Annotated in this window: 23 protein-coding genes; 1 reads left to right on the forward strand and 22 read right to left on the reverse strand. The window is 47.5% G+C overall.

All coding sequences use genetic code 11. The features are described from left to right. Positions 1–186: 186 nt before the first annotated feature. The 21 genes from purL to lexA all read right to left on the reverse strand — a co-directional run bounded on the left by purL (position 187) and on the right by lexA (position 20,904). Positions 187–2,436 (reverse strand): phosphoribosylformylglycinamidine synthase subunit PurL, encoded by a 2,250-nt coding sequence (gene purL, locus GXO76_07670; GenBank protein NOY77730.1) that lies wholly within the window; start codon positions 2,434–2,436, stop codon positions 187–189. A 275-nt stretch (positions 2,437–2,711) separates the two neighbouring features. After that, a complete protein-coding gene (locus GXO76_07675; GenBank protein ID NOY77731.1) occupies positions 2,712–4,559 on the reverse strand; it encodes an excinuclease ABC subunit C in 1,848 nt (615 codons plus the stop codon). 8 nt (positions 4,560–4,567) lie between these two features. After that, on the reverse strand, positions 4,568–4,975 hold the full coding sequence (gene mce, locus GXO76_07680) for a methylmalonyl-CoA epimerase (protein NOY77732.1): 408 nt from the start codon (positions 4,973–4,975) through the stop codon (positions 4,568–4,570). 179 nt (positions 4,976–5,154) lie between these two features. Continuing rightward, positions 5,155–5,760, reverse strand: coding sequence for a hypothetical protein (locus GXO76_07685; GenBank protein ID NOY77733.1), 606 nt, complete (start codon positions 5,758–5,760; stop codon positions 5,155–5,157). Positions 5,761–5,814: 54 nt separating this feature from the next. After that, entirely contained in the window at positions 5,815–6,120 is a 306-nt protein-coding gene (locus tag GXO76_07690) for a hypothetical protein (GenBank protein ID NOY77734.1), read from the reverse strand. Positions 6,121–6,227: 107 nt separating this feature from the next. Continuing rightward, positions 6,228–7,091 (reverse strand): agmatinase, encoded by an 864-nt coding sequence (speB, locus tag GXO76_07695; GenBank protein NOY77735.1) that lies wholly within the window; start codon positions 7,089–7,091, stop codon positions 6,228–6,230. 287 nt (positions 7,092–7,378) lie between these two features. Next, on the reverse strand, positions 7,379–7,846 hold the full coding sequence (locus GXO76_07700) for a RidA family protein (protein NOY77736.1): 468 nt from the start codon (positions 7,844–7,846) through the stop codon (positions 7,379–7,381). Between the two features lie 62 nt (positions 7,847–7,908). Then, complete coding sequence (gene folD / locus GXO76_07705; GenBank protein NOY77737.1) at positions 7,909–8,796, reverse strand: bifunctional methylenetetrahydrofolate dehydrogenase/methenyltetrahydrofolate cyclohydrolase FolD; 888 nt, start codon at positions 8,794–8,796, stop codon at positions 7,909–7,911. A 17-nt stretch (positions 8,797–8,813) separates the two neighbouring features. Beyond that, complete coding sequence (locus GXO76_07710; GenBank protein ID NOY77738.1) at positions 8,814–9,608, reverse strand: TIGR00282 family metallophosphoesterase; 795 nt, start codon at positions 9,606–9,608, stop codon at positions 8,814–8,816. A gap of 25 nt (positions 9,609–9,633) precedes the next feature. Further along, a complete protein-coding gene (gene rny, locus GXO76_07715) occupies positions 9,634–11,184 on the reverse strand; it encodes a ribonuclease Y (protein ID NOY77739.1) in 1,551 nt (516 codons plus the stop codon). Positions 11,185–11,464: 280 nt separating this feature from the next. Continuing rightward, positions 11,465–11,755, reverse strand: coding sequence for a cell division protein ZapA (locus tag GXO76_07720; protein NOY77740.1), 291 nt, complete (start codon positions 11,753–11,755; stop codon positions 11,465–11,467). Positions 11,756–11,762: 7 nt separating this feature from the next. Then, complete coding sequence (locus GXO76_07725) at positions 11,763–12,053, reverse strand: hypothetical protein (GenBank protein NOY77741.1); 291 nt, start codon at positions 12,051–12,053, stop codon at positions 11,763–11,765. A gap of 23 nt (positions 12,054–12,076) precedes the next feature. Beyond that, a complete protein-coding gene (locus GXO76_07730; protein ID NOY77742.1) occupies positions 12,077–14,374 on the reverse strand; it encodes a phenylalanine--tRNA ligase subunit beta in 2,298 nt (765 codons plus the stop codon). Positions 14,375–14,386: 12 nt separating this feature from the next. Continuing rightward, positions 14,387–15,415, reverse strand: coding sequence for a phenylalanine--tRNA ligase subunit alpha (gene pheS, locus GXO76_07735; protein ID NOY77743.1), 1,029 nt, complete (start codon positions 15,413–15,415; stop codon positions 14,387–14,389). A 13-nt stretch (positions 15,416–15,428) separates the two neighbouring features. Then, positions 15,429–15,776: a 50S ribosomal protein L20 gene (gene rplT / locus GXO76_07740; protein NOY77744.1), complete on the reverse strand. Its 348-nt coding sequence runs from the start codon at positions 15,774–15,776 to the stop codon at positions 15,429–15,431. Between the two features lie 11 nt (positions 15,777–15,787). Continuing rightward, complete coding sequence (gene rpmI / locus GXO76_07745) at positions 15,788–15,982, reverse strand: 50S ribosomal protein L35 (protein ID NOY77745.1); 195 nt, start codon at positions 15,980–15,982, stop codon at positions 15,788–15,790. A gap of 9 nt (positions 15,983–15,991) precedes the next feature. Next, entirely contained in the window at positions 15,992–16,501 is a 510-nt protein-coding gene (locus tag GXO76_07750) for a translation initiation factor IF-3 (protein ID NOY77746.1), read from the reverse strand. 17 nt (positions 16,502–16,518) lie between these two features. Continuing rightward, complete coding sequence (gene thrS, locus GXO76_07755; protein NOY77747.1) at positions 16,519–18,438, reverse strand: threonine--tRNA ligase; 1,920 nt, start codon at positions 18,436–18,438, stop codon at positions 16,519–16,521. A gap of 243 nt (positions 18,439–18,681) precedes the next feature. Then, positions 18,682–19,872, reverse strand: a complete 1,191-nt coding sequence (dinB, locus tag GXO76_07760) for a DNA polymerase IV (protein ID NOY77748.1) — start codon at positions 19,870–19,872, stop codon at positions 18,682–18,684. A 36-nt stretch (positions 19,873–19,908) separates the two neighbouring features. Continuing rightward, complete coding sequence (locus GXO76_07765) at positions 19,909–20,163, reverse strand: hypothetical protein (GenBank protein NOY77749.1); 255 nt, start codon at positions 20,161–20,163, stop codon at positions 19,909–19,911. A 114-nt stretch (positions 20,164–20,277) separates the two neighbouring features. After that, a complete protein-coding gene (gene lexA / locus GXO76_07770; protein NOY77750.1) occupies positions 20,278–20,904 on the reverse strand; it encodes a transcriptional repressor LexA in 627 nt (208 codons plus the stop codon). A gap of 322 nt (positions 20,905–21,226) precedes the next feature. Between lexA and GXO76_07775 the strand changes: the two genes are divergently transcribed. After that, entirely contained in the window at positions 21,227–22,543 is a 1,317-nt protein-coding gene (locus tag GXO76_07775) for an ATP-binding protein (protein NOY77751.1), read from the forward strand. Positions 22,544–22,634: 91 nt separating this feature from the next. Here GXO76_07775 and GXO76_07780 read toward each other — a convergent pair. Next, positions 22,635–22,783 (reverse strand): SDR family oxidoreductase (locus tag GXO76_07780; GenBank protein NOY77752.1); only part of this gene is annotated, 149 nt, incomplete at its 5' end.

Raw genomic sequence — 22,783 nt, forward strand, 5'->3', positions numbered from 1 at the left:
AAATTATTTACAAAATCTAAAATAAAACCTTTTTGCAAAAATGACAATTAAATATTTATTTGATTTTTGTTAGATTTTCTAACAGAACGGGGAAGATTGGTTTTGTATCCGTTCTTCTGGCTTTAATGGGTATTATGCGTCTGGCAGGCACCATTCGTAGGGGCGATTCATGAATCGCCCTTATCCTCACCCCTTCATAATGGATTCGATACAGGTGCGGTAGGCGTTTGCCAGCTTCTGAATATCCGCATCAATCACCGTTTGATGATTTACCAAAATGGTGAACCGATCGCGCGCCACCTGCCCTATCCGGGCCCAGGGGATTCCGTACGATTGAACAAGCGCCTGAACTTTTTCCAAATTTTCCGGACGAACCGATACCACCACGCGGCTCTGATCTTCCCCGAACAGGAGAAAATCCGGTCGAATTTCCGATACCAATTCAACCTGTGCGCCCCAAGCATCCCCATCCCCCAGAATGCCCGATTCAGCCAGGGCCACGGCCAATCCACCCTCCGACACATCGTGAGCCGATTCCAGAACGTGCTCCTTTGCCGCTTCAACCAAAAACTGCTGCAGGGCCTTTTCACGCTCCAAATCCAGTGCAGGACAGTCTCCGCTGACCCGGTTGTGGATCCGCTTCAGGTATTCGCTTCCTCCGATTTCACCCCGGTTCTCGCCGATCAACAAAAGGACATCGCCTTCATTCTTAAATGACGCTGTCACCATATTCCGCACATCCTCCAGAACTCCCAGCATTCCGATGACGGGAGTCGGGTAAATGGCCCCTTCGGGATTTTCATTGTAAAAACTCACATTTCCGCCCGTCACCGGCGTTTCCAGTGCGCGGCAGGCTTCGCCAATGCCCAGAACGGCTTCTTTAAACTGCCAGTACGCCTCCGGTTTGTAGGGATTGCCAAAATTCAGGCAATTGGTTACCGCCACCGGTTTGGCTCCCGTACAGGCCACATTTCGCGCCGATTCCGCCACAGCAATCTGTGCACCTCGCCGGGGATTCAAATACACAAACCGTCCGTTGGCATCGGTCTTCATGGAAAGCGCCTTCGACGTTCCCTTAATTCGGACAACGGCGGCATCTCCCCCTGGCAGCTGAATAGTGTTCGTTTGAACCATTGTGTCGTACTGTTCGAAAATCCAGGATTTATTTGCAACGGTGGGCGTGGAGAGGAGTTTTTTAAGCACGTCCGTGTACTCCTCGGGTTCCGGAATTCGGGAAAGGTCTTCATTTTGGATCCGGCGAATGTATTCGGGCTCTTTTGTCTCCCGCTCGTAAACGGGGGCGCCTTCACCGGCGCTCAAGCTGTCCGCCGGAATATCTGCCACAACCCGGTCTTTCCATTTCACCCGCAGGCGGCCGTCACTCGTCATCACGCCGAAAATAGACCAATTCACATCCCATTTGTCACAGATTTCCTGGATCTTTTTTTCGCAGCCGGGCTTGGCAATAATGAGCATGCGTTCCTGAGATTCAGACAGCATAATTTCATACGGAATCATTTTTTCCTCTCTCAGAGGAACCTTGTCCAGATCCAACTCAATTCCAAGGCGGCTTTTGGCAGCCACCTCAGAGGTAGAGCTCGTGATGCCGGCTGCCCCCATATCCTGCACGCCTTCTGCACAGCCCGATTGAATGATTTCCAGGGTGGCTTCCATAATCAATTTTTCGGTGAAGGGATCCCCCACCTGAACATGCGGACGTTTCGCTTCGGATTCTTCACTGATTTCCTCCGAGGCAAATGTGGCGCCGTGAATACCGTCGCGCCCGGTGGATGAACCGATGATGAAAACCCGGGCCCCGGCCGTTTTGGCTACCGCGTGTGCCACCTGGTTGTGCCGCACCAAACCGACCGTCATGGCATTGACCAACGGATTTCCCTTATAAGCATCGTCAAAATAGACCTCACCCGCAACGGTCGGAATGCCCAGACAATTTCCGTAATCGCCAATGCCCCGAACCACACCGTCAAAAAGATACTTCACGTGGTCGTCGGACAGCTCGCCAAAGCGCAGAGAATCCAGCGAGGCAATCGGCCGGGCACCCATTGCAAAGATGTCCCGTACAATGCCCCCCACGCCTGTGGCTGCCCCCTGGTACGGTTCCACAGCCGACGGATGGTTGTGACTTTCAATTTTGAAGGCAACCGCCAGGCCGTCTCCAATGTCAATCAGTCCGGCGTTCTCCTCCCCTGCTTTCACTAACATGGCATCCCCTTCTTTGGGAAGGGTCTTAAGCATGAGCAGAGAATTCTTGTAACTGCAATGCTCCGACCACATCACCGAAAAGATTCCCAGCTCTGTGTAGGTGGGCACTCTTCCCAGAATTAACTGTATTTTTTCGTACTCTTCTTCTGACAGGCCGTGTTCTTTGGCCAGTTTCACATTAACATCCGGTTCGCTCATTGTATCCTCATTCATTATCCGTCTTTATTCGCGCATTCGCGGCCTTTTTTTAAAAAGATTTACCGCGAGGGTGCGGAGTGGAAAATGGAATTTCCAAATCACAATTCCCAATAATCAAATAAATTCCAAATTACAATAACCAAAACTAAATAATTTCCAAAAAATACCCAAGGGGTTAAACTTTCTTTTAGCACAATTTGTAGGGGCGATTCATGAATCGGCCCTACAAATATTCGTGCATTCGTGGCCTTTTTTTCTTTTATTCACGCATTCGCGGCCTTCATTTTTTACTACGTCCGCTCCACGTCCCTTTCCAAATGAAAATACTCCCAAATTTTACCCGCAAGATTTTTGGGAATTCCCCGTACCGCCTCCAATTCTTCTTTTCTGGCCTCCTGAATTTTTTGTACCGAGCCAAATTTTTGAATCAGCAGATTTCGCCGCTTTTCGCCAATTCCCGGGATACCATCCAGCTGGGACTGCAGCGTACGTTTTTTTCGCAGAGTCCGGTGAAAGGTGATGGCAAAGCGGTGGGATTCATCCCGAACCCTCTGCAGCAATTTGATTCCCGGGGAGGTTCGGGGAATATTTTGGGGGTCCGAAAAACCGGGCAGATAAACCTCGTCCAGCCGCTTGGCCAGAGCCGCAACCGGCTGATCGTGGATTCCCAGCTCGTGCAACGCCTCCACTGCACTGGACAGCTGTCCCTTCCCGCCGTCAATTAAAATTAAATCGGGCATACGGCCTTTTTCTTCCAGAATGCGCCGGTATCGCCGGGTCACCACTTCCTTCATCGAAGCAAAATCATCCACGCCGGTCACCGATCGGATCCTAAATTTCCGGTAGTCGCTTTTTCTGGGAAGGCCGTCCACAAACGTCACCATCGAAGCCACTGTGTCCGAACCGGAAATGTGGGAAATATCAAAGGCCTCGATTCGGCGAGGCGGGTGAGCCAGGTTTAAATCTTTTTGAAGAGCCAGCACATCCCCGGGAATACGCTCCTTTTTTTCCTTCATTTTCTGCAGGAGAAGTTCCCTTAACACCAGCTTGGCATTTCGTTGAGCCATTTCCACTAATTTCCGTTTTTCTCCCCGCTTAGGCACCAAAAGCAGGCAGGCCTTGCCGCGCCTTTTCCTGAACCATTCCCGGATGTCTTCAATTTCCGGAAGCTCGAAAGGCAAATGGATTTCTTTGGGCAGAAAATCAACCTTCACATAATATTGGAGCAAAAAAGATTTTAAAATTTCTTGATCCGATTCCCCCATGGTGTTTTTCAGATAAAAATGGTAGCGGCCGATTATTTTTCCCTCTCTCACCTTAAAAACAATCCCCGCCGCAATTTTTTCTTCCTGATAAATACCCACAATATCCCGATCCACCTCATCCTGAGAAACCATCTTCTGGCGCGATTGAAACTGTTCGATTGCCTGAATCTGATCCCGAATTCTGGCCGCTTCTTCAAACCGCTGGGCGTCGGCCTGTTTCTGCATCGCCTGCCGGAGCTCTTTGACGACTTCATTATTTCGTCCCTCAATGAAGCGCACCATTTGGTTCACAATCGTGCGATAGTCCTCCTGCGAAATAAGGCCCTGACACGGTCCCGGGCACCGCTGGATGTAGTAATCGAGACAGAGTTTTATTTTTCGGGAAGCCACTGTCTGTTCATCCAGGCGGTAATTGCAGCTGCGAACGGGAAAAATTTTGCGCACAGCCTTTAGAAGACTTCGCATGGAATGCACATCCGTGTAGGGCCCGAAGTATCGGGATCCGTCTTTTACAATTTTTCGCGTCGGAAAAATTCTTGGAAATTCCTCGTGAGTGACACGGATGTACGGGTAGCTTTTGTCATCCTTCAAGGTCACGTTGTAGCGCGGCTTGTACTCTTTGATCATATTGGCTTCAAGAATCAGGGCTTCCACCTCCGAATCGGTTGAAATGGTTTCCACATCCCGAACCTTTCGTACCAATACACGCAGTTTGGGCTCCCCTTTTCGTGAATTCTGAAAATACGAGCGCACGCGATTTCTGAGATTTTTTGCCTTCCCGATGTAGATCACTTTTCCCTTTTCATTCTTAAAAATGTACACACCCGGAAGGGCGGGAAGGTTGTCTAATTTTTTTTGAAGGATTTCATTCATGCTGATTTTCAGGATTTTGTATCCTCTTCAACCAACTCAATTAAAACCCCGTTGGCTGATTTGGGATGAATAAAAACAATTCGCTTTCCGTCGGAACCTGTCACGGGTTCACCAATAATCTCCAGTCCCTTCTTTTCCAAAACAGCTAAGACATCTTCAAGATGTTCAACGGAATACGCCAGATGGTGAATTCCTTCTCCCCGCTTTTGAAGAAATTTTGAAATAGGGGAATCCTCATTTTTCGGTTCCAGGAGCTCAATCCGCGTTTGTCCAATGGCAAACTTTTGCACACGAACCTGTTGCGCAGGAACATCCTCGATTCCTTCGGATGCAAGTCCGAAGGCATTTTCGTAAAGTCCGGAAGCACGTTTCAAGCTGTAAACAGCCACACCGATGTGATCGATCTTTTTAAGCATAGCGGAATAACCTGTTTATTATTAAGGAATTCCCGGTGATCTCTGTCCAAATACACACGGTACAGAGAGAGATTTTGATCACCCTTAAAATAGAAAAATAATCGCAGAATTTCAAGTGAAAAGGGAAGAGCTTGCGGCTCTTCGGGAAAAGGCGGCCTCCTCCAGAATACCAACCGAAACTAAATGGCCGTGAGCCAGAGAAACCGAAAGGAGGCAATTTGACCGGCAAATTGATCAAAGAGAGCCAGATTTTGGTCGGGTATTTTTGAAATGGCTTCTTCCACATTTTCTGTGGTTTTTCCGAATGGGGCACGGCCCGCCAGACTCCGAAATTTATGCAAAGGAGAGCCTCCAAAGGCCAGCAGAATCTGACGGGCAATCCATTTGTAAGCCTTTATCGAATACCTCTCTTTTTTAAACAGCGACATTTCGGCCTGCCGGGCCTGCGCAAGCTGTTTCAATGGGTCGGACTCGAGGAAAGTTTGGCGCGTTTCTCCGGGTGGGACAAGTGAATCCATTTTTGTCTCCAGTATCTTTTGAAGCGCCAAGAATCGTTCAAAATCGCTTTTTGAAATGATGCCATTCTTTGGAATCTGAAAGGGGTCCTTCTGATAAAACACGACGTAATTTTGCGGATATCGATTGAGCTCTGCCAGATAGGAGTGCGTGCGGTGCACCATAAAAAGTAAACCGGCTGTAACAACGGCCATAATCGCGAAAAGAGCCGCTGCAAATCCAAGAATAATTTTGCGAACCACCGCTTTTTCTTCGGGAGTTTTTTCCATCTTTCAATCCGCGAGTTCCATTTCCCTAAAAAATAAAAATTCCGTCAAATGATTTCAACGAATCACGGCACCAATAATGGCCCCCAGAAAAAGCATTCCATTATAAATGATGAGCATTGGAAAAGCCGCTATCGAGATGGCCAGTGTGAGAAAGGGAGCACCTGGCAGCAGAATAATGGCAATTGTAAATAGAACCGCCGGAATGAGAAATGCCAGCAATGCATTTTTCAAATTGCCGGCCTTTCTTCCGCCGACAAATCCGGCCACAAACGGCCCGATACCCGGCAGCCAGATTAACAGAATTGAGAGTAAAATCATCCAGAATAATGCTGATGAAACAGAACCTTCCGTTCGTGCCATAATTTTTCTCCCTCTGGTTGTATCCACTCCGGATTTCTAATGATGCGTCGGTTGTCTTCTGTCAGGTTTTTGCACCAAACAGCCGGGCCGATAGATCGATTCTTCCACTACGAGGCCATCTGAAATCGCCGTTCAGTCAACACCTTTGCGGCCACCTCCGCCATAAATTCGGCCGCCAGTAAGGCGGTGATGTCATTTTCATCGGTTCGGGGATTTACCTCCACCACATCCATTCCCACAAGGGGTGCCCGAATTTGCAAGAGATACCGAAGCACCCTTTTGGGACTCATTCCCCGGTGCACCCAGCCGGAAACACCCGGTGCGTAAACGGGATCGAGAACATCCATATCAACAGATACGTACGCCGGCAATCCGGATGGAATATCCACAAACTCCCGCTTCACACGATCAATTGGGACAATCTTCACCAGGGGATTTCGCTTCCAAACCTCATATTCTTCATCTGCAAATTCCCGAACGCCCAGAATCGTGATCATTTTGACCGCATCATTCTCCAGAAGCCGCGCATTCACACACGCATGACTGTAGCGATCGCCCCGAAACTCCCAGTACAAATCCGGATGCGCATCAAAAACAATAACCTGGACCTGCCTGAATTGCCTTGCAACCGCTCGTACGGCAGGAACCGTTGTGATGTGGTCTCCACCTGCAATCAGGGGAAAACTCTTCTGCTCCAGTACTCTTTCCACTGTCTGCTGGAGATGGCCCAAAATTTCCTCGTCGGAGCCTCCCCGAAGGACATCTCCCCAATCGAAAATAGACGCTTCCTCTCCCAGCCGGATTTGATGGGCGGTAAGTTCGTGAATTGCCCTTCCAAAAAATAAAGAACGAATTTTGGCCGGAGCCAGCGCACATCCGCGCCTGAAAGACGATTTTTCATCGTAAGGAAAGCCGATAAAAGAAAAATCGGCCCGCGATGAAATCCCTGCACGGCATGAGAGCTTCTGCATCAGCAAACCCTCTCTGCAAAGTCGAATTCTTCACAATCACTCTACTTCGAGCATTAAGAATTCAAACAACTTCCACAGGTTTTTTGGAGTCTTTGCAAACGGTACCGGTTAAATAATAAATACAAAACGGAGGTTTTTTCAATGATTTTTTTTCATTTTTGAAGAAGACCGGGACTGCTCCCCTGAACACGCGGTGACCCGAGCGGTTTGTCATGCTTCCCGCCCGGCTCTTTGGCCCTTTAAATTCCCAATCTCATTCCTCAAATGGCCTCCCCACTTTCTGCATCCTACCGAACGGCAATAACCGAAATTTCCACGTTCACGTTCTTTGGCAGATTGGCCACCTGAACTGCCTCCCGGGCAGGGGGTTTTGTTGAAAAATATTTCGCGTAAACTTCATTAATGGCTTTGTAGTTTGAAATATCTTTCATAAAAACGGTCGCTTTGACCACGTTTCCGAAGCCCATTCCCCCGGCCTTTAAAACCGCGCCCAGGTTCTTTAGCACCTGTTCCGTTTCGGCCTGAATATCCCCGGTCACCAGCTTTCCTGACTCCGGATTGATGGCAATTTGCCCCGAGCAATACAGCGTATTTCCTACCAGAACGGCCTGGCTATAGGGCCCGATAGCAGCAGGTGCATTTTTTGTAGCAATTATTTTTTTGGTGATGGGATGGGGAGCTTTGGAGGTACATCCGGAAAACACGAGAATTCCGGCAATAAACAATCCAACAACACAAACATGTTTGCTTTTCATTGACGGGTCCTCCCAGTTTTGATGACATACGAAATAAATTACACAAAATTCGTGGGGAACACCTAAATCAGCCCGCTTTGTTCTTCCGCTGCCTGAACCGTATTTTTCATAAGCATGACGATTGTCATCGGGCCAACCCCACCGGGAACGGGTGTAATGGCAGCGGCTTTTTCAGAAACCGAGGCAAAATCCACATCCCCTTCCAGATGATAGCCGCGCTTTTGGGTGGGGTCATCCACACGATTCACACCCACATCGATGACCACGACTCCCTTTTTGACCATGTCCCCCGTAATTGTCCGAGGGCGCCCGGCAGCAGCGATCAGGATGTCCGCCTGCCGCGTTAAATCCGAAAGATTTTTTGTATGCGTATGGCACACCGTAACGGTGGCATTTCCGGCAGGCGTCTTTTGAATCAGCAAATTGGCAAGGGGTTTTCCGACGATATTGCTTCGGCCAACAATAACAACATGTTTGCCGTCGGGGGTGTAACCGTACCGGGTTAACAGCTCAATCACTCCGGCAGGTGTACAGGGAAGAAACGACGGCGTCCCCGCCACCAATCTCCCGACATTGATGGGATGAAATCCGTCCACATCCTTCCGGGGATGAATCACCTCTATGATCTGATTGGAATTTATATGGGATGGCAGCGGCATTTGCACCAGTATTCCGTGAACGGAAGGATCCTGATTGAGCCGTTCGATGTGCTCAACCAGCTCTTCCTGTGTTGTTTGAGCCGGCAAGCGAATGGTTTCTGAAAAAAGTTCGAGCGCCTCACAGGCCTTCTTTTTCATCGAAACATAAACCTGAGACGCCGGATCCTCTCCTACCAGTATGACGGTTAAATTGGGAGTAATTCCTTTGTTTTTAAGCCGTTCGATGCGCAGCCGAAGTTCCGCGCGAATGTCTTCGGCAACCTTTTTCCCATCAATTAAAATCGCTGACATATTTTCCTCTTTCTTCCTCACGGTAATTGAATACGTTCAATTGCCACAGCCTTTCCGGTTTCGCGGTTGATCCGGACAAAAACCCCGTTCAGTTTCAAATTTTCGGAAGCAACCTCGTACTGGCGGGGTGTCCCGTATAAAAATCTCTGAATCGCAATTTCTTTTTTCATTCCAATTACTGAATCGAACGGGCCGGTCATTCCGGCATCGGTAATATAGGCCGTACCGCCCGGCAAAATGCGCTCATCTGCCGTTTGAACGTGCGTATGTGTACCGATAACGGCCGACACTTTTCCATCCAGAAACCACCCCAGCGTAATTTTTTCTGCCGTGGCCTCCGCATGAAAATCCACAAAAATAACTTTTGTTTCCTTCGAAAGCCGATGCACTTCATTCTGAACCGCCCGAAACGGATCATCTGTGGGCATCATAAATGTACGTCCCTGGGCGTTAATGATCCCAACCTTTGTTCCGTCTTTGGCTTCCAGAATGGCGCTTCCATGCCCCGGATTCCCGCTCGGATAGTTAATGGGACGCAAAACCAGGGGATTTTTGCGCAACACCGCAACGGATTCCTTGCGGTCCCAGATGTGATTTCCACTGGTAATGATATCAACGTTCATCTGCAGAATATGATTGGCGATATTTTCCCGAATGCCTTTTCCCTTGTTCAGATTTTCACCATTCACAATCGTGAAATCGGCTTTTACTTTTTCCTGAACCGAACGAATGAGCCGTTCAAATATGGCCAGTCCCGAGTCGCCTACAATATCGGCGATAAAAAGAATCGTAACTATATTTTTGGCAGACATCTAAATCCTTCTTTATTTATTGGCGTTATTTGGCGTAATCTTCCGCGCGATACTCCCGAATCACCGTAATCTTGATTTGCCCGGGGTACTCCATCTCCGATTGAATTTTTTCGGCAATGGCCAGCGCCAGTTTTTCGGCTGCGGCATCCGTAATTTTTTCCGGCTCCACAATTACCCGAATCTCTCGTCCGGCCTGAATGGCGTAGGCCTTTTCAACCCCTTCAAAATCTCTGGCCAGCGTTTCAATCTTTTCCAATCGCTGAATGTACTTTTCCAGAATCTCTCGCCGGGCACCGGGCCGGGAGCTTGAAATTACGTCGGCAGCCTGAACCAGAATGGAGATGGGCGAAATAACCGGTACGTTATCCTCAAACGCTGCAATGGCATTTTGAACAATTGGCCCTTCGCCGTATTTTCGAGCGATTTCAACACCGATTTCCGAAAGCGTGCCTTCCGTGTAATTGTCAGACGCCTTGCCGATATCGTGCAGCAGACCCGCCCGCTTGGCCAGCTGAACATCCAGACCCAATTGGGCGGCCATCAGACCGGCCAGATGGGAAACCTCCATGCTGTGCTGTAACACATTCTGACCAAACGTGGTGCGGTATTTCAACTTTCCCAACAGACGAACCAAATCCGGGTGCAGGCCGTGAACGGCCGTTTCCATGGTGGTTTGTTCACCAATTTCCTGAATGCGCTCATCAAATTCAGCACGAGCCTTTTCCACGACATCCTCAATTCGGCCCGGGTGAATCCGGCCGTCCGAAATCAGCTTTTCCATGGCAATTTTGGCGACCTCACGCCGGACCGGATCAAATCCCGACAATAAAATCGCACCCGGCGTATCGTCAATAACAACCTCCACGCCCGTTTCCATTTCGAACGATCGAATATTCCGGCCCTCCCGTCCAATGATGCGCCCTTTCATTTCATCCGACGGCAGGTGAACCACCGAGACCGTTGTTTCCACAGAATGCGTCATGGCTGCCCTCTGAATCGCCTGAATGACGATTTCCTTGGCCTCACGATGCGCCGTCAGGCGTGCCTGTTCCTGAATCTCCTTGATAAGCTGGGCCGCTTCTGCCTCGGCTTCCTTCCGCATGGCATCAATCAAAATTTGCTTGGCTTCATTGCGGGTGAGTCCCGAAACTTCCTCTAACTTCTGATTTTCTTCCTGAATTAAGCGCTCTAACTCCTGTCCCCGCTTTTCCAATTCCCGTTTGCGTTGCGCCAAATTCTGTTCAATCTGCTCAAATTCCTTTTCCTTCTTCTTTAAAAAATCGGCCTTTCGATCAATATTTAACTCGCGCTGGTAAAGGCGTTTTTCAAGCTGCTGTAATTCATTTTTTCGCTGACGCGTTTCAGCTTCAAAGGTTTGTTTCTGTTTGTACCACTCATCCTTAACTTCCAGAATTCTGGTTTTTTTCAGGGCCTCTGCTTCGCGTTCGGCATCGGCAAGAATTCTTTCGGCCATTTCTTCCGCGTCAGTCAACTTGTGCTTTCCGGAAATCTTCCGCCCAAACCAACCGCCAGCAAACGCCAGGATGGCAATTCCAATCATCAGAAGAATGGTCATCGTTGTCATAATTCCTCCAGTCATCTATCCCCCATTTGTATTCGTTAACAATTTTTTTTAATATCTAAGTCCGCTCAAAAAAGCCTTTGCCCACGAATTGCACGAATTGATTTTATAAAAGATAAATACGTGCAATTGGGGATTACTCAAGCAAATTCAGATCGTCATCACCAAAAAAAATCCCCACCTCAAGTACTCTCAGAATTTGACCTACGAAGGGCCCAAATTCTAAAATTACTCCAAGTGGGGATGGATTTTAAAGTAACCTAACTACAGATTTTTAATCGGAAACGTCGTTAATCAGGTCCAGAAGGTCCTGTATTTTCTTCTCGTATTTTTCGATTAATTCAGACTTTTCCAATTGCTCGTGAAACAATTCATCTGTAATATTTAATGCAGCCAGAATAGCGACTTTTAACGCCGATTTTTGTGAAAGCTGCTGATCAATCTCCCGCATTTTTTGATCTACATAATCAGCAACTTTTACAATATAGTCAACATCTGCCTGACCTCGAATGGGATATTCCGAACCGTAGATATTGACTTTGATTGTTTTTTTGTCATCTGTCATGATGATTTCATGCTTCAGGAAGTGAATTTTCCAATACATCCAATTTGTGCAACATATCGTTTATTTTCTGACGAATCTTCTCGTCCTTTTCTTGATTCCCTTGCTGGTCAAACTGTGATTCCCGAAGGCGAACAATTTCTTCTTCCAATTGCTGAATCACCCGGTTTCTGTCCTGAAGCAATGTTACAAGTTCTGTGTTTTGTTCCTTAAGTAATTTATTTTCATCCAGAACCTTGTTTAAATGACTCACAAAGGAACTCAGTTTTTGCTCCAACTTCTCGAGATTGGAAAATTCCATAATTTTTTTCCTTCGTCATACTTTTAGGATTGACGAAGTTCGGCTCCAAGTTCTGACTTCAACTTCTTTAATAAAGCTGACTGCATGTCATTAATTTCTTCTTCTGTGAATGTATGATCCTCCGGAACATATTCAAGCCGCACAGCCACACTCTTCTTGTCAGAAGGGACTTGTTTTCCGGTGTACACATCAAATACGTCCACAGATTGTAAATGTTTTCCACCCCACTTGTGGATGTTTTTAATCAGAGTTCCCACCGGCATCGTTAAATCGACTAAAAGAGCCAGATCACGGCGCACTGTGGGAAATTTTGGAATGGGCACATAGCGTTTTGCCCACACCATTTCAGATTCAATTAAATCTAAATTTAGCTCAAATGCAAATAAATCAATGGGTACATCTAACCGTTCTTTCAATTCCTCCTTAATTTTACCCAGATACCCAAGTTTTTTTCCGTGATAGTTGATCGCCACAGAGGGATTAGAGAATGCCCAATGTGCCGCTTCAACATAAGTTACATTCTTAAGACTCAACTGATCGAGAAAATATTCTACAAAGCCTTTCGCATCAAAAAAATCAACGGGTTGAGGTTTGTGTTTCCAATGTTCAGGGCGCCTGGTTCCCGAAAGAATTCCCCCCAGATAAACCCCTTCTTCCGGACGGCCATCCTCAGGGGTCTTGTGAAAAACCCGTCCCACTTCAAACAGCCTGAAATTGGGCATTTGGCGAAAAATATTTCGCTGGGCAATGCGAGCCAGGCCCGAAATCAGCGTAGGGCGCAAAACCGCCATATCCTCACTGATGGGGTTTGCAAGCTGAACCGGCTCCTCCGGAAATTCCTGAAGAATTTGATCCTTCCTGGGAATCATTGAATTGGTCAGGATCTCTTTAAACCCCTGCCCCACAAACACATCCCGAACCAAATTAATGAATCTTTCCCGTGTATTAACGGAATCATTCAGGAGGATTTCACTTTTCTTTTGTTCTTCGATTTTATCGTACCCGTAAATACGGGCAATCTCTTCGATCAAATCCACCGGCCGTGTCAAATCGGGTCTGAATGTCGGAACCTCAACTTCAAAAGCGGAGTCATTTTCCGAAACACGCAAACCCAACTGGGTAAGAATTTGCTTCGTGACCGTCGGATCAATCTCGGCACCCAACAAACGTTTTATATGATCCTTTGCCAGGTGAATGTGAACAGGCTCAATCTTTCTGGGATAGACATCAACCACACCCTGAAGCACCGCCCCTCCGGCTGTTTCCTGAATGAGCTGGGCGGTTCGGTTGATTACCGTAAGGGTTGCATTCGGATCGACGCCGCGTTCAAAACGCATGGACGATTCCGTGGCGATTCCTAATTTTTTGGCCCCCCGCCGAATCACAATCGGATTAAAATAGGCACATTCCAGCAAAATATCCTTTGTTGTCTCTTTGACTTCTGAATTCAATCCGCCCATAATTCCGGCCAGAGCCACCGGTCGGACTCCATCACAAATTAAAAGAATTTCCGGGTCCAGGGTATGCCCTTTCCCGTCCAAAGTGGCAAAGCGCTCCCCTTTCTCGGCACGGCGAACCTGAATTTCGTGCCGGATAATCAGGCTGTAATCAAATGCATGTAACGGATGCCCAAATTCCATCAGCACGTAATTCGTCACATCCACCACATTGTTAATGGCGCGGATTCCAACGGAATAGAGCCGGTACTGCATCCAGTAGGGAGACGGGGCAATTTCCACATTTTTCACAACTCGTGCCGAATATCTGGGACACCCCATCGGATCCTGGATGTCAACTGAAACCGCCTTTTCCGCTTTTTCGATTGTTTCCTTCACCACCGGTTTGGGTATCTTCAGGGGATTTCCTGAAAGCGCAGAAATCTCCCGGGCAATTCCCAAAACTCCAAAGCAATCCGGTCGGTTAGGCGTAATAAACAGGTCAAAAACCGTGTCTTTTTCAGGCAAATAATCTGCCACCGATTTTCCCACCTCTGTTCCAGTAAATGGAACGGGACGGGAATCATCGTGATCAAAAAGTTCCTTTGCCGTGGCTATTTTCCCGTGTTCGTCCACAGCAATCAGATCGCCAGCGTTTAAGGTGTTCGCACCGGCCTGAACCGACCCGCGCTTTCGGCCATCTGTGACAACTGCAGAATTTTCATCAACCGATTCCACCTTCACAATGGTGTAGGGTTTGTAATGGTGAACCAATGCATCCACCGATTCCACCTCAAGCCCTGCCATCGTTAATTTATAGGCCAGTTCATCGGGAGAATAATCAAAATCAATGTATTCTTTCAGCCAGTTGTAAGAAACTTTCACGGGTTCGTCCTGTTAAAACTGTTCCAAAAATCGGAGATCATTTTCGTAAAAAAGGCGTATGTCATCAATCTGATATTTTAACATGGCCAACCGTTCCACGCCCATTCCAAAGGCGTACCCGGTAAATTCATCGGGGTCGTAGCCAACGGATTTAAAAACCTCCGGGTCCACCATTCCTGCCCCGGAAATTTCCAGCCAGCCGGTTCCCTTGCAGGTTCGACAACCTTTGCCACCGCAAATCATACAGGTAAAGTCATATTCCGCACTGGGTTCTGTAAAGGGAAAGAAGCTGGGACGAAAACGGATTTTGACATCCCTGCCGAACATTTTTCGGGCAAATGCGGCAATCACGCTTTTCAAATCCGCAAAGGAAATCGCATGATCAACAACAAGACCCTCCACCTGATGAAAAAAGGGTGAATGGCTCGCATCGGGCGTGTCTTTCCGAAAGCAGCGTCCCGGAGCAATCATCCGTATGGGCGGTTTTTGCCGTTCCATGACCCGGATTTGCACGGGGGACGTGTGTGTTCGAAGCAAGAACCCTCCAGGCAGGTAGAAGGTATCATGCATATCTCTGGCCGGGTGATCTTTGGGGATGTTCAACGCCTCAAAGTTGTAATAATCGCTTTCCACTTCGGGGCCTTCTTCAATTGCAAACCCCATCTCGGAAAAGATGCGTTTGATGTCATCCAGCACCTGGAGAAGCGGATGTTTTTTCCCCAAAAAATCCCGGTCGCCCGGCAGGGTAATGTCTATTTTTGAAGCCTGAGCTTTTTGAACTTCAATTTCTTTTGCTTTTTGTTTGAGAGATGTCTGGAAGAAACTTTTTATCTCATTGAGCGCCTGCCCCAGACGCGGTTTTTCTTCCGGAGGAAGTTTCCCCAAAAGTGAGAATTTCTGGGACAAGAGCCCTTTTTTGCTCAGGTATTTAATTCGTACGGCTTCAACACATTTGTCGTCCCGGCAGCTGTTTAGTTCAGATGTAAACTTCTCTCGTAATTCCCGCAATTCCTCAACAGCAGAATTTCCATCAGAAGCCATGTTTTGCTATTCCCTATTGCCTGGCCAGTGTGGCCAATTCTTCGAAGCCTTTCGGGTCGTTTACGGCCATATCTGCCAAAACTTTCCGATCCAGATCGACACCCTGTTCCTTTAACGCATGAATAAACTTCGAATAAGACAATCCGTGCAAACGGGCTGCCGCATTGATTCGTGTAATCCACAAACGCCTGAAATCGCGTTTCCGATTTCGCCTGTCGCGATAGGCATAAAGCATCGATCGATCAACGGCTTCTTTGGCATTTTTCAGGGTTTTGCTTTTTCTTCCAAAGTATCCTTTGGCGGCCTTTAATATTTTTTTCCTTCTTCGCCGGGAAGCAGGATTATTGGTTGCTCTTGGCATCTTTTAACCTCCTACGCCAGTATCATTCGCTTAACTCTTCTTTCATCACCGTCAGAAACGTAATCCTGTTTTCGCAAATTTCGTTTCCGTTTCGCAGACTTCTTCGTTAGAATATGACTGGCATGGGAATGTCCGCGCTTCACTTTTCCCGTTGCCGTCGCTCTAAAACGCTTGACAGCGCCTCGTTGTGACTTCATTTTCGGCATGTTACACCCTCATTTTTTTGACAAAAACAAAACGATATGCCGGCCCTCTTCAACCGGTCCCTTGTCTACTTTTGCAATATCAGAAAGAGTTTCGACCACCCGATCCATCACCTTGTACCCAAACTGCTTGTAAATCATTTCACGCCCACGAAACATCACGGTAACCTTCAGCCGATTTCCGGCCTCTAAAAATTCCCGCGCATGTTTCATCTTGTGTTGAAAATCATGTTCTTCAATCTTGGGCCGCAGTCGAACCTCTTTTACAACAATGACATGCTGTTTTTTCTTCTGATCTTTTTCTCGCTTACTCAGCTCGTAACGGTATTTTCCATAATTTAAGATTTTACAAACCGGTGGCTTTGCATTTGGCGCCACTTCTACCAGGTCGAGACCGCGTTCACTGGCAAGGCTTAATGCCTTTTCAATAGGAAGAATTCCTAATTGCTCGCCATTTTCATCGATTATGCGGACCTGGGGTACCGTAATTTCTTCGTTAATTCGAAGACCTTTTTCTTTAATTAGTTAACCTCCTTAAATTAATTATATTTTTTCAGGCGAATTTCTTCGGTAATTCTTTCAATGAATTCCGATAACTCAACTTGACCCTGATCCCCCATATGTCGTTTTCGAAAAGTAATTTTATTTTCCTGAGCCTCTCTGTCACCCAAAATGATCATGTAGGGTATTTTTTGCATTTCGGCCTCACGAATTTTGTACCCTACCTTTTCATTCCGATCATCCAGAACAGTTCGAATTCCGGCTTTTTTCAACTCGGTCTGAATGCTCAGGGCATAGTCCCGGCTCCGATCGGTAATGGGCATAAGGACCACCTGAACCGGTGCCAGCCACGTGGGAAAATCCCCGCCGTAGTGTTCAATTAAGACGCCGAAAAAGCGCTCCAGCGAGCCCAGAAGTGCCCGGTGAATCATGATAGTCCGGTGCTGCTGTCCATCCTCGCCAATGTAATTCACGTCGAACCGCTCCGGCAGGTTGAAATCGACCTGAACCGTCGTGCACTGCCACTCTCGGTTTAGTACGTCCTTAATTTTGATGTCGATTTTCGGCCCGTAAAACACCCCTTCACCGGGATCAATCTTGTACGCAATCCCCTTTTTCTCCAGTGCGTCCTTTAATGCATCGGTTGAGATGTCCCAATTTTCCTGCGTTCCTACAAATTTTTCCGGCTGCGTGCTCAAGTACACGTTAAAATGTTCAAAACCGAAGGTCCTCAGAAAAAACAGAGTGAAATCCAGTACGTCCATGACTTCACTTTCAATCTGGTCGGGCCGGCAGAAAATGTGGGCATCATCTTGTGTAAAGCCGCGCACACGCATCAGTCCGTGCAGCACGCCCGAGCGCTCGTACCGGTACACGGTTCCCAGTTCCGCCCAGCGAAGGGGCAAATCCCGGTAGCTCCGTAACTGGGATTTGTAGATCTGAATGTGGAACGGGCAATTCATCGGCTTGAGCTGGTACTCTACCTCATCTATTTCCATTGGGGCAAACATGCTCTCCCGATAGAAATCCAGATGCCCGCTGGTCCGCCACATATCCAGACGCGCAATGTGCGGAGTGTACAACAATTCATACCCGGCTTTGTAGTGTTCTTCCCGCCAAAATGTTTCAATGGCGTTCCGAATAAACGCCCCCTTGGGATGCCAGAGAATGAGTCCCTGCCCCACGTTTTCATTGATCGAAAAGAGATCGAGTTCTCTGCCTATTTTCCGATGGTCGCGTCGTTTGGCTTCTTCCAGCCGGTGGAGATACTCTTCCAATTGACTCTGCTTCGGAAACGCCGTGCCGTAAATGCGCTGGAGCATTTTGTTGTGCTCATCGCCGCGCCAGTACGCCCCGGCCACATTTAAGAGTTTCGGATATTTAATGTAGCGGGTGTTGGGCAGATGCGGCCCGCGGCACAAATCGACAAACTCACCCTGCCGATACACGGAAACGGAATCGTCTTCAATTTCCGACAAAATTTCGATCTTGTACTCTTCCCCCATTGAGCGGAACAAATTTATCGCCTCATCCAGCGGAAGTTCCTCACGCTGAATGTCAAGGGCTTCTTTGACGAGTTCCTTCATTCGTTTTTCAATGGCTTCCAGGTCTTCAGCCGTAAACGGGTGATCCACATCAATGTCGTAATAAAAGCCATTTTCAATGGGAGGCCCGATAGCCAATTTTGCGCTTGGGAAAAGCTCCTTGACCGCCTGAGCCATCAAATGAGCCGAACTATGCCAGAAAACGTCCCGCCCTTCCGGATCGTCAAACGTCAAAATCTCCAGTTTCCCGCTCCGGTGCAAAGGCCGGTTTAAATCCAGAATTTGCCCGTCCAATCGCACGGCAACCGCCTTTTTAAGGAATTTGGGCGCAAATTGTTTGAGGACGTCCTGAGCCGTCTTTCCCTCGGGAATGGTAACATCCCTGCCATCGGGCAATGTAATTGTGAGCTCCAAAATCCGGGTCTCCCTTATTAAATAAATCCCGCTTACCGCGGGATTCTAAAAAGAACGCTCATTTTCAGTAACAAAAGAAATAATAAAGCGTTATTATTATAATTAATTTTCGGTCAAAAGTCAAGAAAAAATATTGCGAAAAGCGACATTTAGAAAAAGAGGAAGCACAAATTTGTAAGTTAACTGTGCAACGGTTTTAATCCTCCGCGGGATCAAATTCATAAAAGGTTGCGGAACGTTTTTTCACTTCAATTTTAGAATCGAAGCCTGCATAATCACCATTTCTCCGTAGTAATCTTTGAGGTGATCCAGAGTGGAAAAGAGTTGCCGGCGCTTTTCTCCTTTTTCGGCCTGAAAAAGTGAAAGAGGCTGGCAAAATGCTTCATTTTGATGACGCAGTTGCGAAACGGAAATCCCCAGGAGGCGGATTTTTCGCCCCTTCGGGACTTTTTCCTCCAGGAGCTTGCAGGCAGAAAGAAAAATGACGTCGTCCATATTTGTGGGGGTAAATAGAGTCATTTGGTGTGTGTGGGTTTCGAAATTTTCGTACCGATATTTCAGTGTGACGCGTTTTCCAACGAATCCACGCTTTCGCATGCGGCGGCCCACTTTCTGGGCCAGAAGAAGAAGCTCTGCGGTCAATTCATCGACATTATCTGTATCCCGGCCAAAGGTGTGTTCCTGTCCAATCGATTTTTCGTCCGGAAATTCTGATGGGAAGAGAACCGGCGGGTCTGCCTCTCCCCTTGCCAGGCGCACCAGTGCCGGGCCGTTCTTCCCAAAGATTTTCTTCAAGGTTTTTTCGGAAGCCGCAGCTAATTGTCCGATGGTCAAAATCCCCAGCTTTTCCAGGGCGGTTTGCGTCTGTTTCCCCACGCCCCACATGGCTGATACCGGAAGCGGGTAGATTTTTGTGGCAATTTCTTCAGGACGAATCAGGGTGAACCCGTCCGGCTTGTTTAAATCGGAGGCCATTTTGGCCATGATTTTGTTGGGAGCGATACCGATGGTGGCCGTTACTCCCAGTTCTTGCCGGATGGTGGCTTTCAGTGTTCGCGCCAAATTTTCCTCCGATCCGTAGATCCAGACACTGCCGGTAATATCCACAAAGGCCTCGTCTACCGAAACCGGTTCTACCTGTGGTGAAAATCGAAGAAGAATTTTTATAAGCTGCCGGGAGGCGCTGGCGTATTTGCTGCCGTTCCCCTCAACAAAAATTCCCTGGGGGCATCTCCGCAAAGCCTCCTGAATGGGCATGGCGGAGTGTACCCCGTAAACCCGCGCCTCGTACGAGCAGGTAGAAACCACCCCTCGGCTTTCTAACGTCCCTCCAACAATCACCGGCCGTCCCCGCAAAAGCGGGTTATCCCGCTGCTCAAGGGACGCAAAAAAGGCGTCCATATCAACGTGCAGAATGACTTTCATTTTTTTCATTTTGGATTTTCTTTACGCCACACATTCAGGAAATGTTTACCCGTCCATGCACACGCGGGTCAGTTCCCAGGACATCCGATCTGCATTGTAACAGAGTTCAAAGCAATCGGGACTCCCGGCACTCACAGAATAGTGGAAAAATTTATTTCTTCCTTCGTCACTGACCCATCTCCCGTGCACCCGGTCAATTTTGTACACCCGGTTGTTCCACCGGAATTTCAGGGGCTGCATGGAGCCGTTGCGGAAAAGGGTAATCACTTCCACGGGCTCGCGAATGTCTTCAAAAACCATCTGCACCTCCTGAAAACAAGTTTGAGACTAAGATTAAGGCTGAGATTAAGAAGGAAAGCTCCATTTCGAATGAACCTCCTCAATCTTAATCTCAATCTTAATCTCAACCTATTTTTACATTTTCCGGATCAGGCCCGTTACTTTGCCTGCAATGCGGAATTCCTCCCCGTCCGGCCGCACCACAATGGGCTGGTAGGCCTCGTTAGCCGGCTGCAGGCGCACGTGGTCACCCTCCGGAAAATAGTACTTCACCGTGGCTTCGTCGCCAATAATCGCCACCACAATGTCACCGCGCTGGGCCGTGGCCTGCTGGCGGGCAATCACCACGTCCCCGTCGAAAATGCCGGCGTCTTTCATGCTGTCCCCTTGCACGCGCAGGGCAAAGTAGCCTTCGCCGCCGAAGAAATTTTCGTCCACGGCAATGACATCTTCAATATTTTCCTCGGCCAAAATCGGGGCACCGGCAGCCACGCGTCCCACCAGCGGAACAGATTTCAACCGTCCTGCCGTGCCCTTCTGGCCGGGCGATTTTAACCGCAGGCCTCTGGAAATAGACGGTTCGCGCTCCAGATAGCCTTTGCGGCGAAGCGCTTCCAGTGTGGCGTGCACCCCGTTGGTGGAGCGAATTTGGAACCGCTCCCCGATTTCCCGGTACGTGGGCGGAATGCCCTTCTCCTCGATCTGCTCGCGAATGAAATCCAGGATTTCCTGCTGGCGTGCGGTGAGACCTTTTTTCACCATATTTAAGCCTCCCTTTTTTGAATCAGGGGTCGTTTATGTGTTCACCTAAAAGATACTGAACAATTGTTCAGATGTCAAGAAGAAATCTATCTTTAGTTAATTTTTTTGGAAAGAAACATCACTTTTCGACCGTGGAAACAAACCAAATCAAGCTACAGTATTCAAAAGGAAATTGTCTTTTTTCTGAGCGGATATGGAAATCCCAGCATTTAGAAAATTGTCAAGCCATCTTCTACACAAAGTAGTAAACAATGCCAAAAACAGCTTGCAATTTTTGAAAATTTGACTTATCTTTTAGACAAATAGTTGGAGATTTTGATAAATGCCTAAGACAAATTTACTTCCCCGACAGATTCTTCCCGCCATTCAAGCCGAACTCCAATCGCCTTATGTGGTGATCATTTTTGGCTCCCGGCGAGTGGGAAAAACCTCTCTTTTGAGACTTTTGCAAAACCACTTGCTGGCCAATGGTCATCCCGCCGGAAACATCCTTTATTTCGATCTGGAAAATCCCATTTTTCGGGAAGATTTTACTCATCCCAATTACGATGCTATTGCTCAATTTTTACTCTCAAAAGCCACATTCCCTGCAAAAAGGCTGATTGTCTTTTTGGATGAAGTGCAATACCTTGAAAATGCTTCCAGTCTTTTGAAGTACCTTTTCGATCACTATTCTAATCGAATAAAATTTGTGGTCTCCGGTTCGTCCTTACTTCGCCTCAAATCTCTTTTCAGCGATTCAATGGTCGGACGCAAGCGTGTTTTTCGACTGCACCCTTTAAGTTTTCGGGAGTTTCTCACATTCAAACAAAAGGAAGAATCCCTCCGCCAGGTACCCTCTGTCTTTTCTCTTGAGGCACCCGAAAAATTGGTTGATTTTCTCCCTCTTCCCTCTTTAAAGGCGTTTCTTTTATCAGAACTCTTTGACTTTCTGATTTTTGGGGGGTTTCCGGAGCCAACTCTTGCCACACAAACGGATAACCGAAAAGCGGCTCTGTTTGAATTGTACACCTCGTATGTTCAAAAAGATATTTCCTTTCTATTTGGTGTGGAAAGCGTAGACAAATTCAACAAGTTGGCCAAGCTTTTCGCCGCACAAATCGGGAATTTGGTGAATTTTTCTGAGATTTCCAACACATTGGGCATTTCGCGCAGTACGGTTGACAAATATACCTTCTTACAAAAAAGTACATTTTTTGTGGAACTCATTTCTCCATTCTACTCCAATGTTCGCAAAGAACTCACCAAAATGCCGAAAATCTATTTAGAAGACGTGGGCATGCGAAATGCTTTGCTGAATCTATTTCGATCTGATTTGACCGATCAGGGAAATTTGGCGGAAAATTTTGTTTTCAATCAGCTTCAAAAACTGCTGCCTCAGAGGGAAATCCACTTTTGGCGAACGAAATCCGGGCAAGAAGTGGATTTTGTTATTCTGTGGGAAAACGAACCGATTCCTATTGAAGTCAAATTTACCGATATGAAAAAGCCTGTTATTCCAGGTGGACTGCGAAATTTTGTAAAGATTTACTCACCGCGTCAGGCATTTATTCTGACTAAAAACACCGCTTTTAAACAAAAATTAAATAAAACCTGGCTCTTTTGGCTCCCGCTGTATTTATTTGATGATTGGAGGTAACCGCGTCGTAACACGAGTAGTAAAACTTCTGCACATTCCGAAATCGACGAGAAAATATTTTTTCTTGACTCTTTTGGCCATTAGATTCACTTTATCCGCACAACACGTTGCCCCCGTTCACGTTTAAAATTTCCCCTGTCACGTAGCTGGCGTATTCGGAAACCAAAAAAAGCACGGCTCCGGCAATCTCCTCCGGTCGGCCCGGTCGTTTCAGGGGAATGGTGCGCAAAATGTCCTCTT

It is taken from the genome of Calditrichota bacterium (assembly GCA_013151735.1).
GTDB lineage: Bacteria > Zhuqueibacterota > JdFR-76 > JdFR-76 > BMS3Abin05 > BMS3Abin05.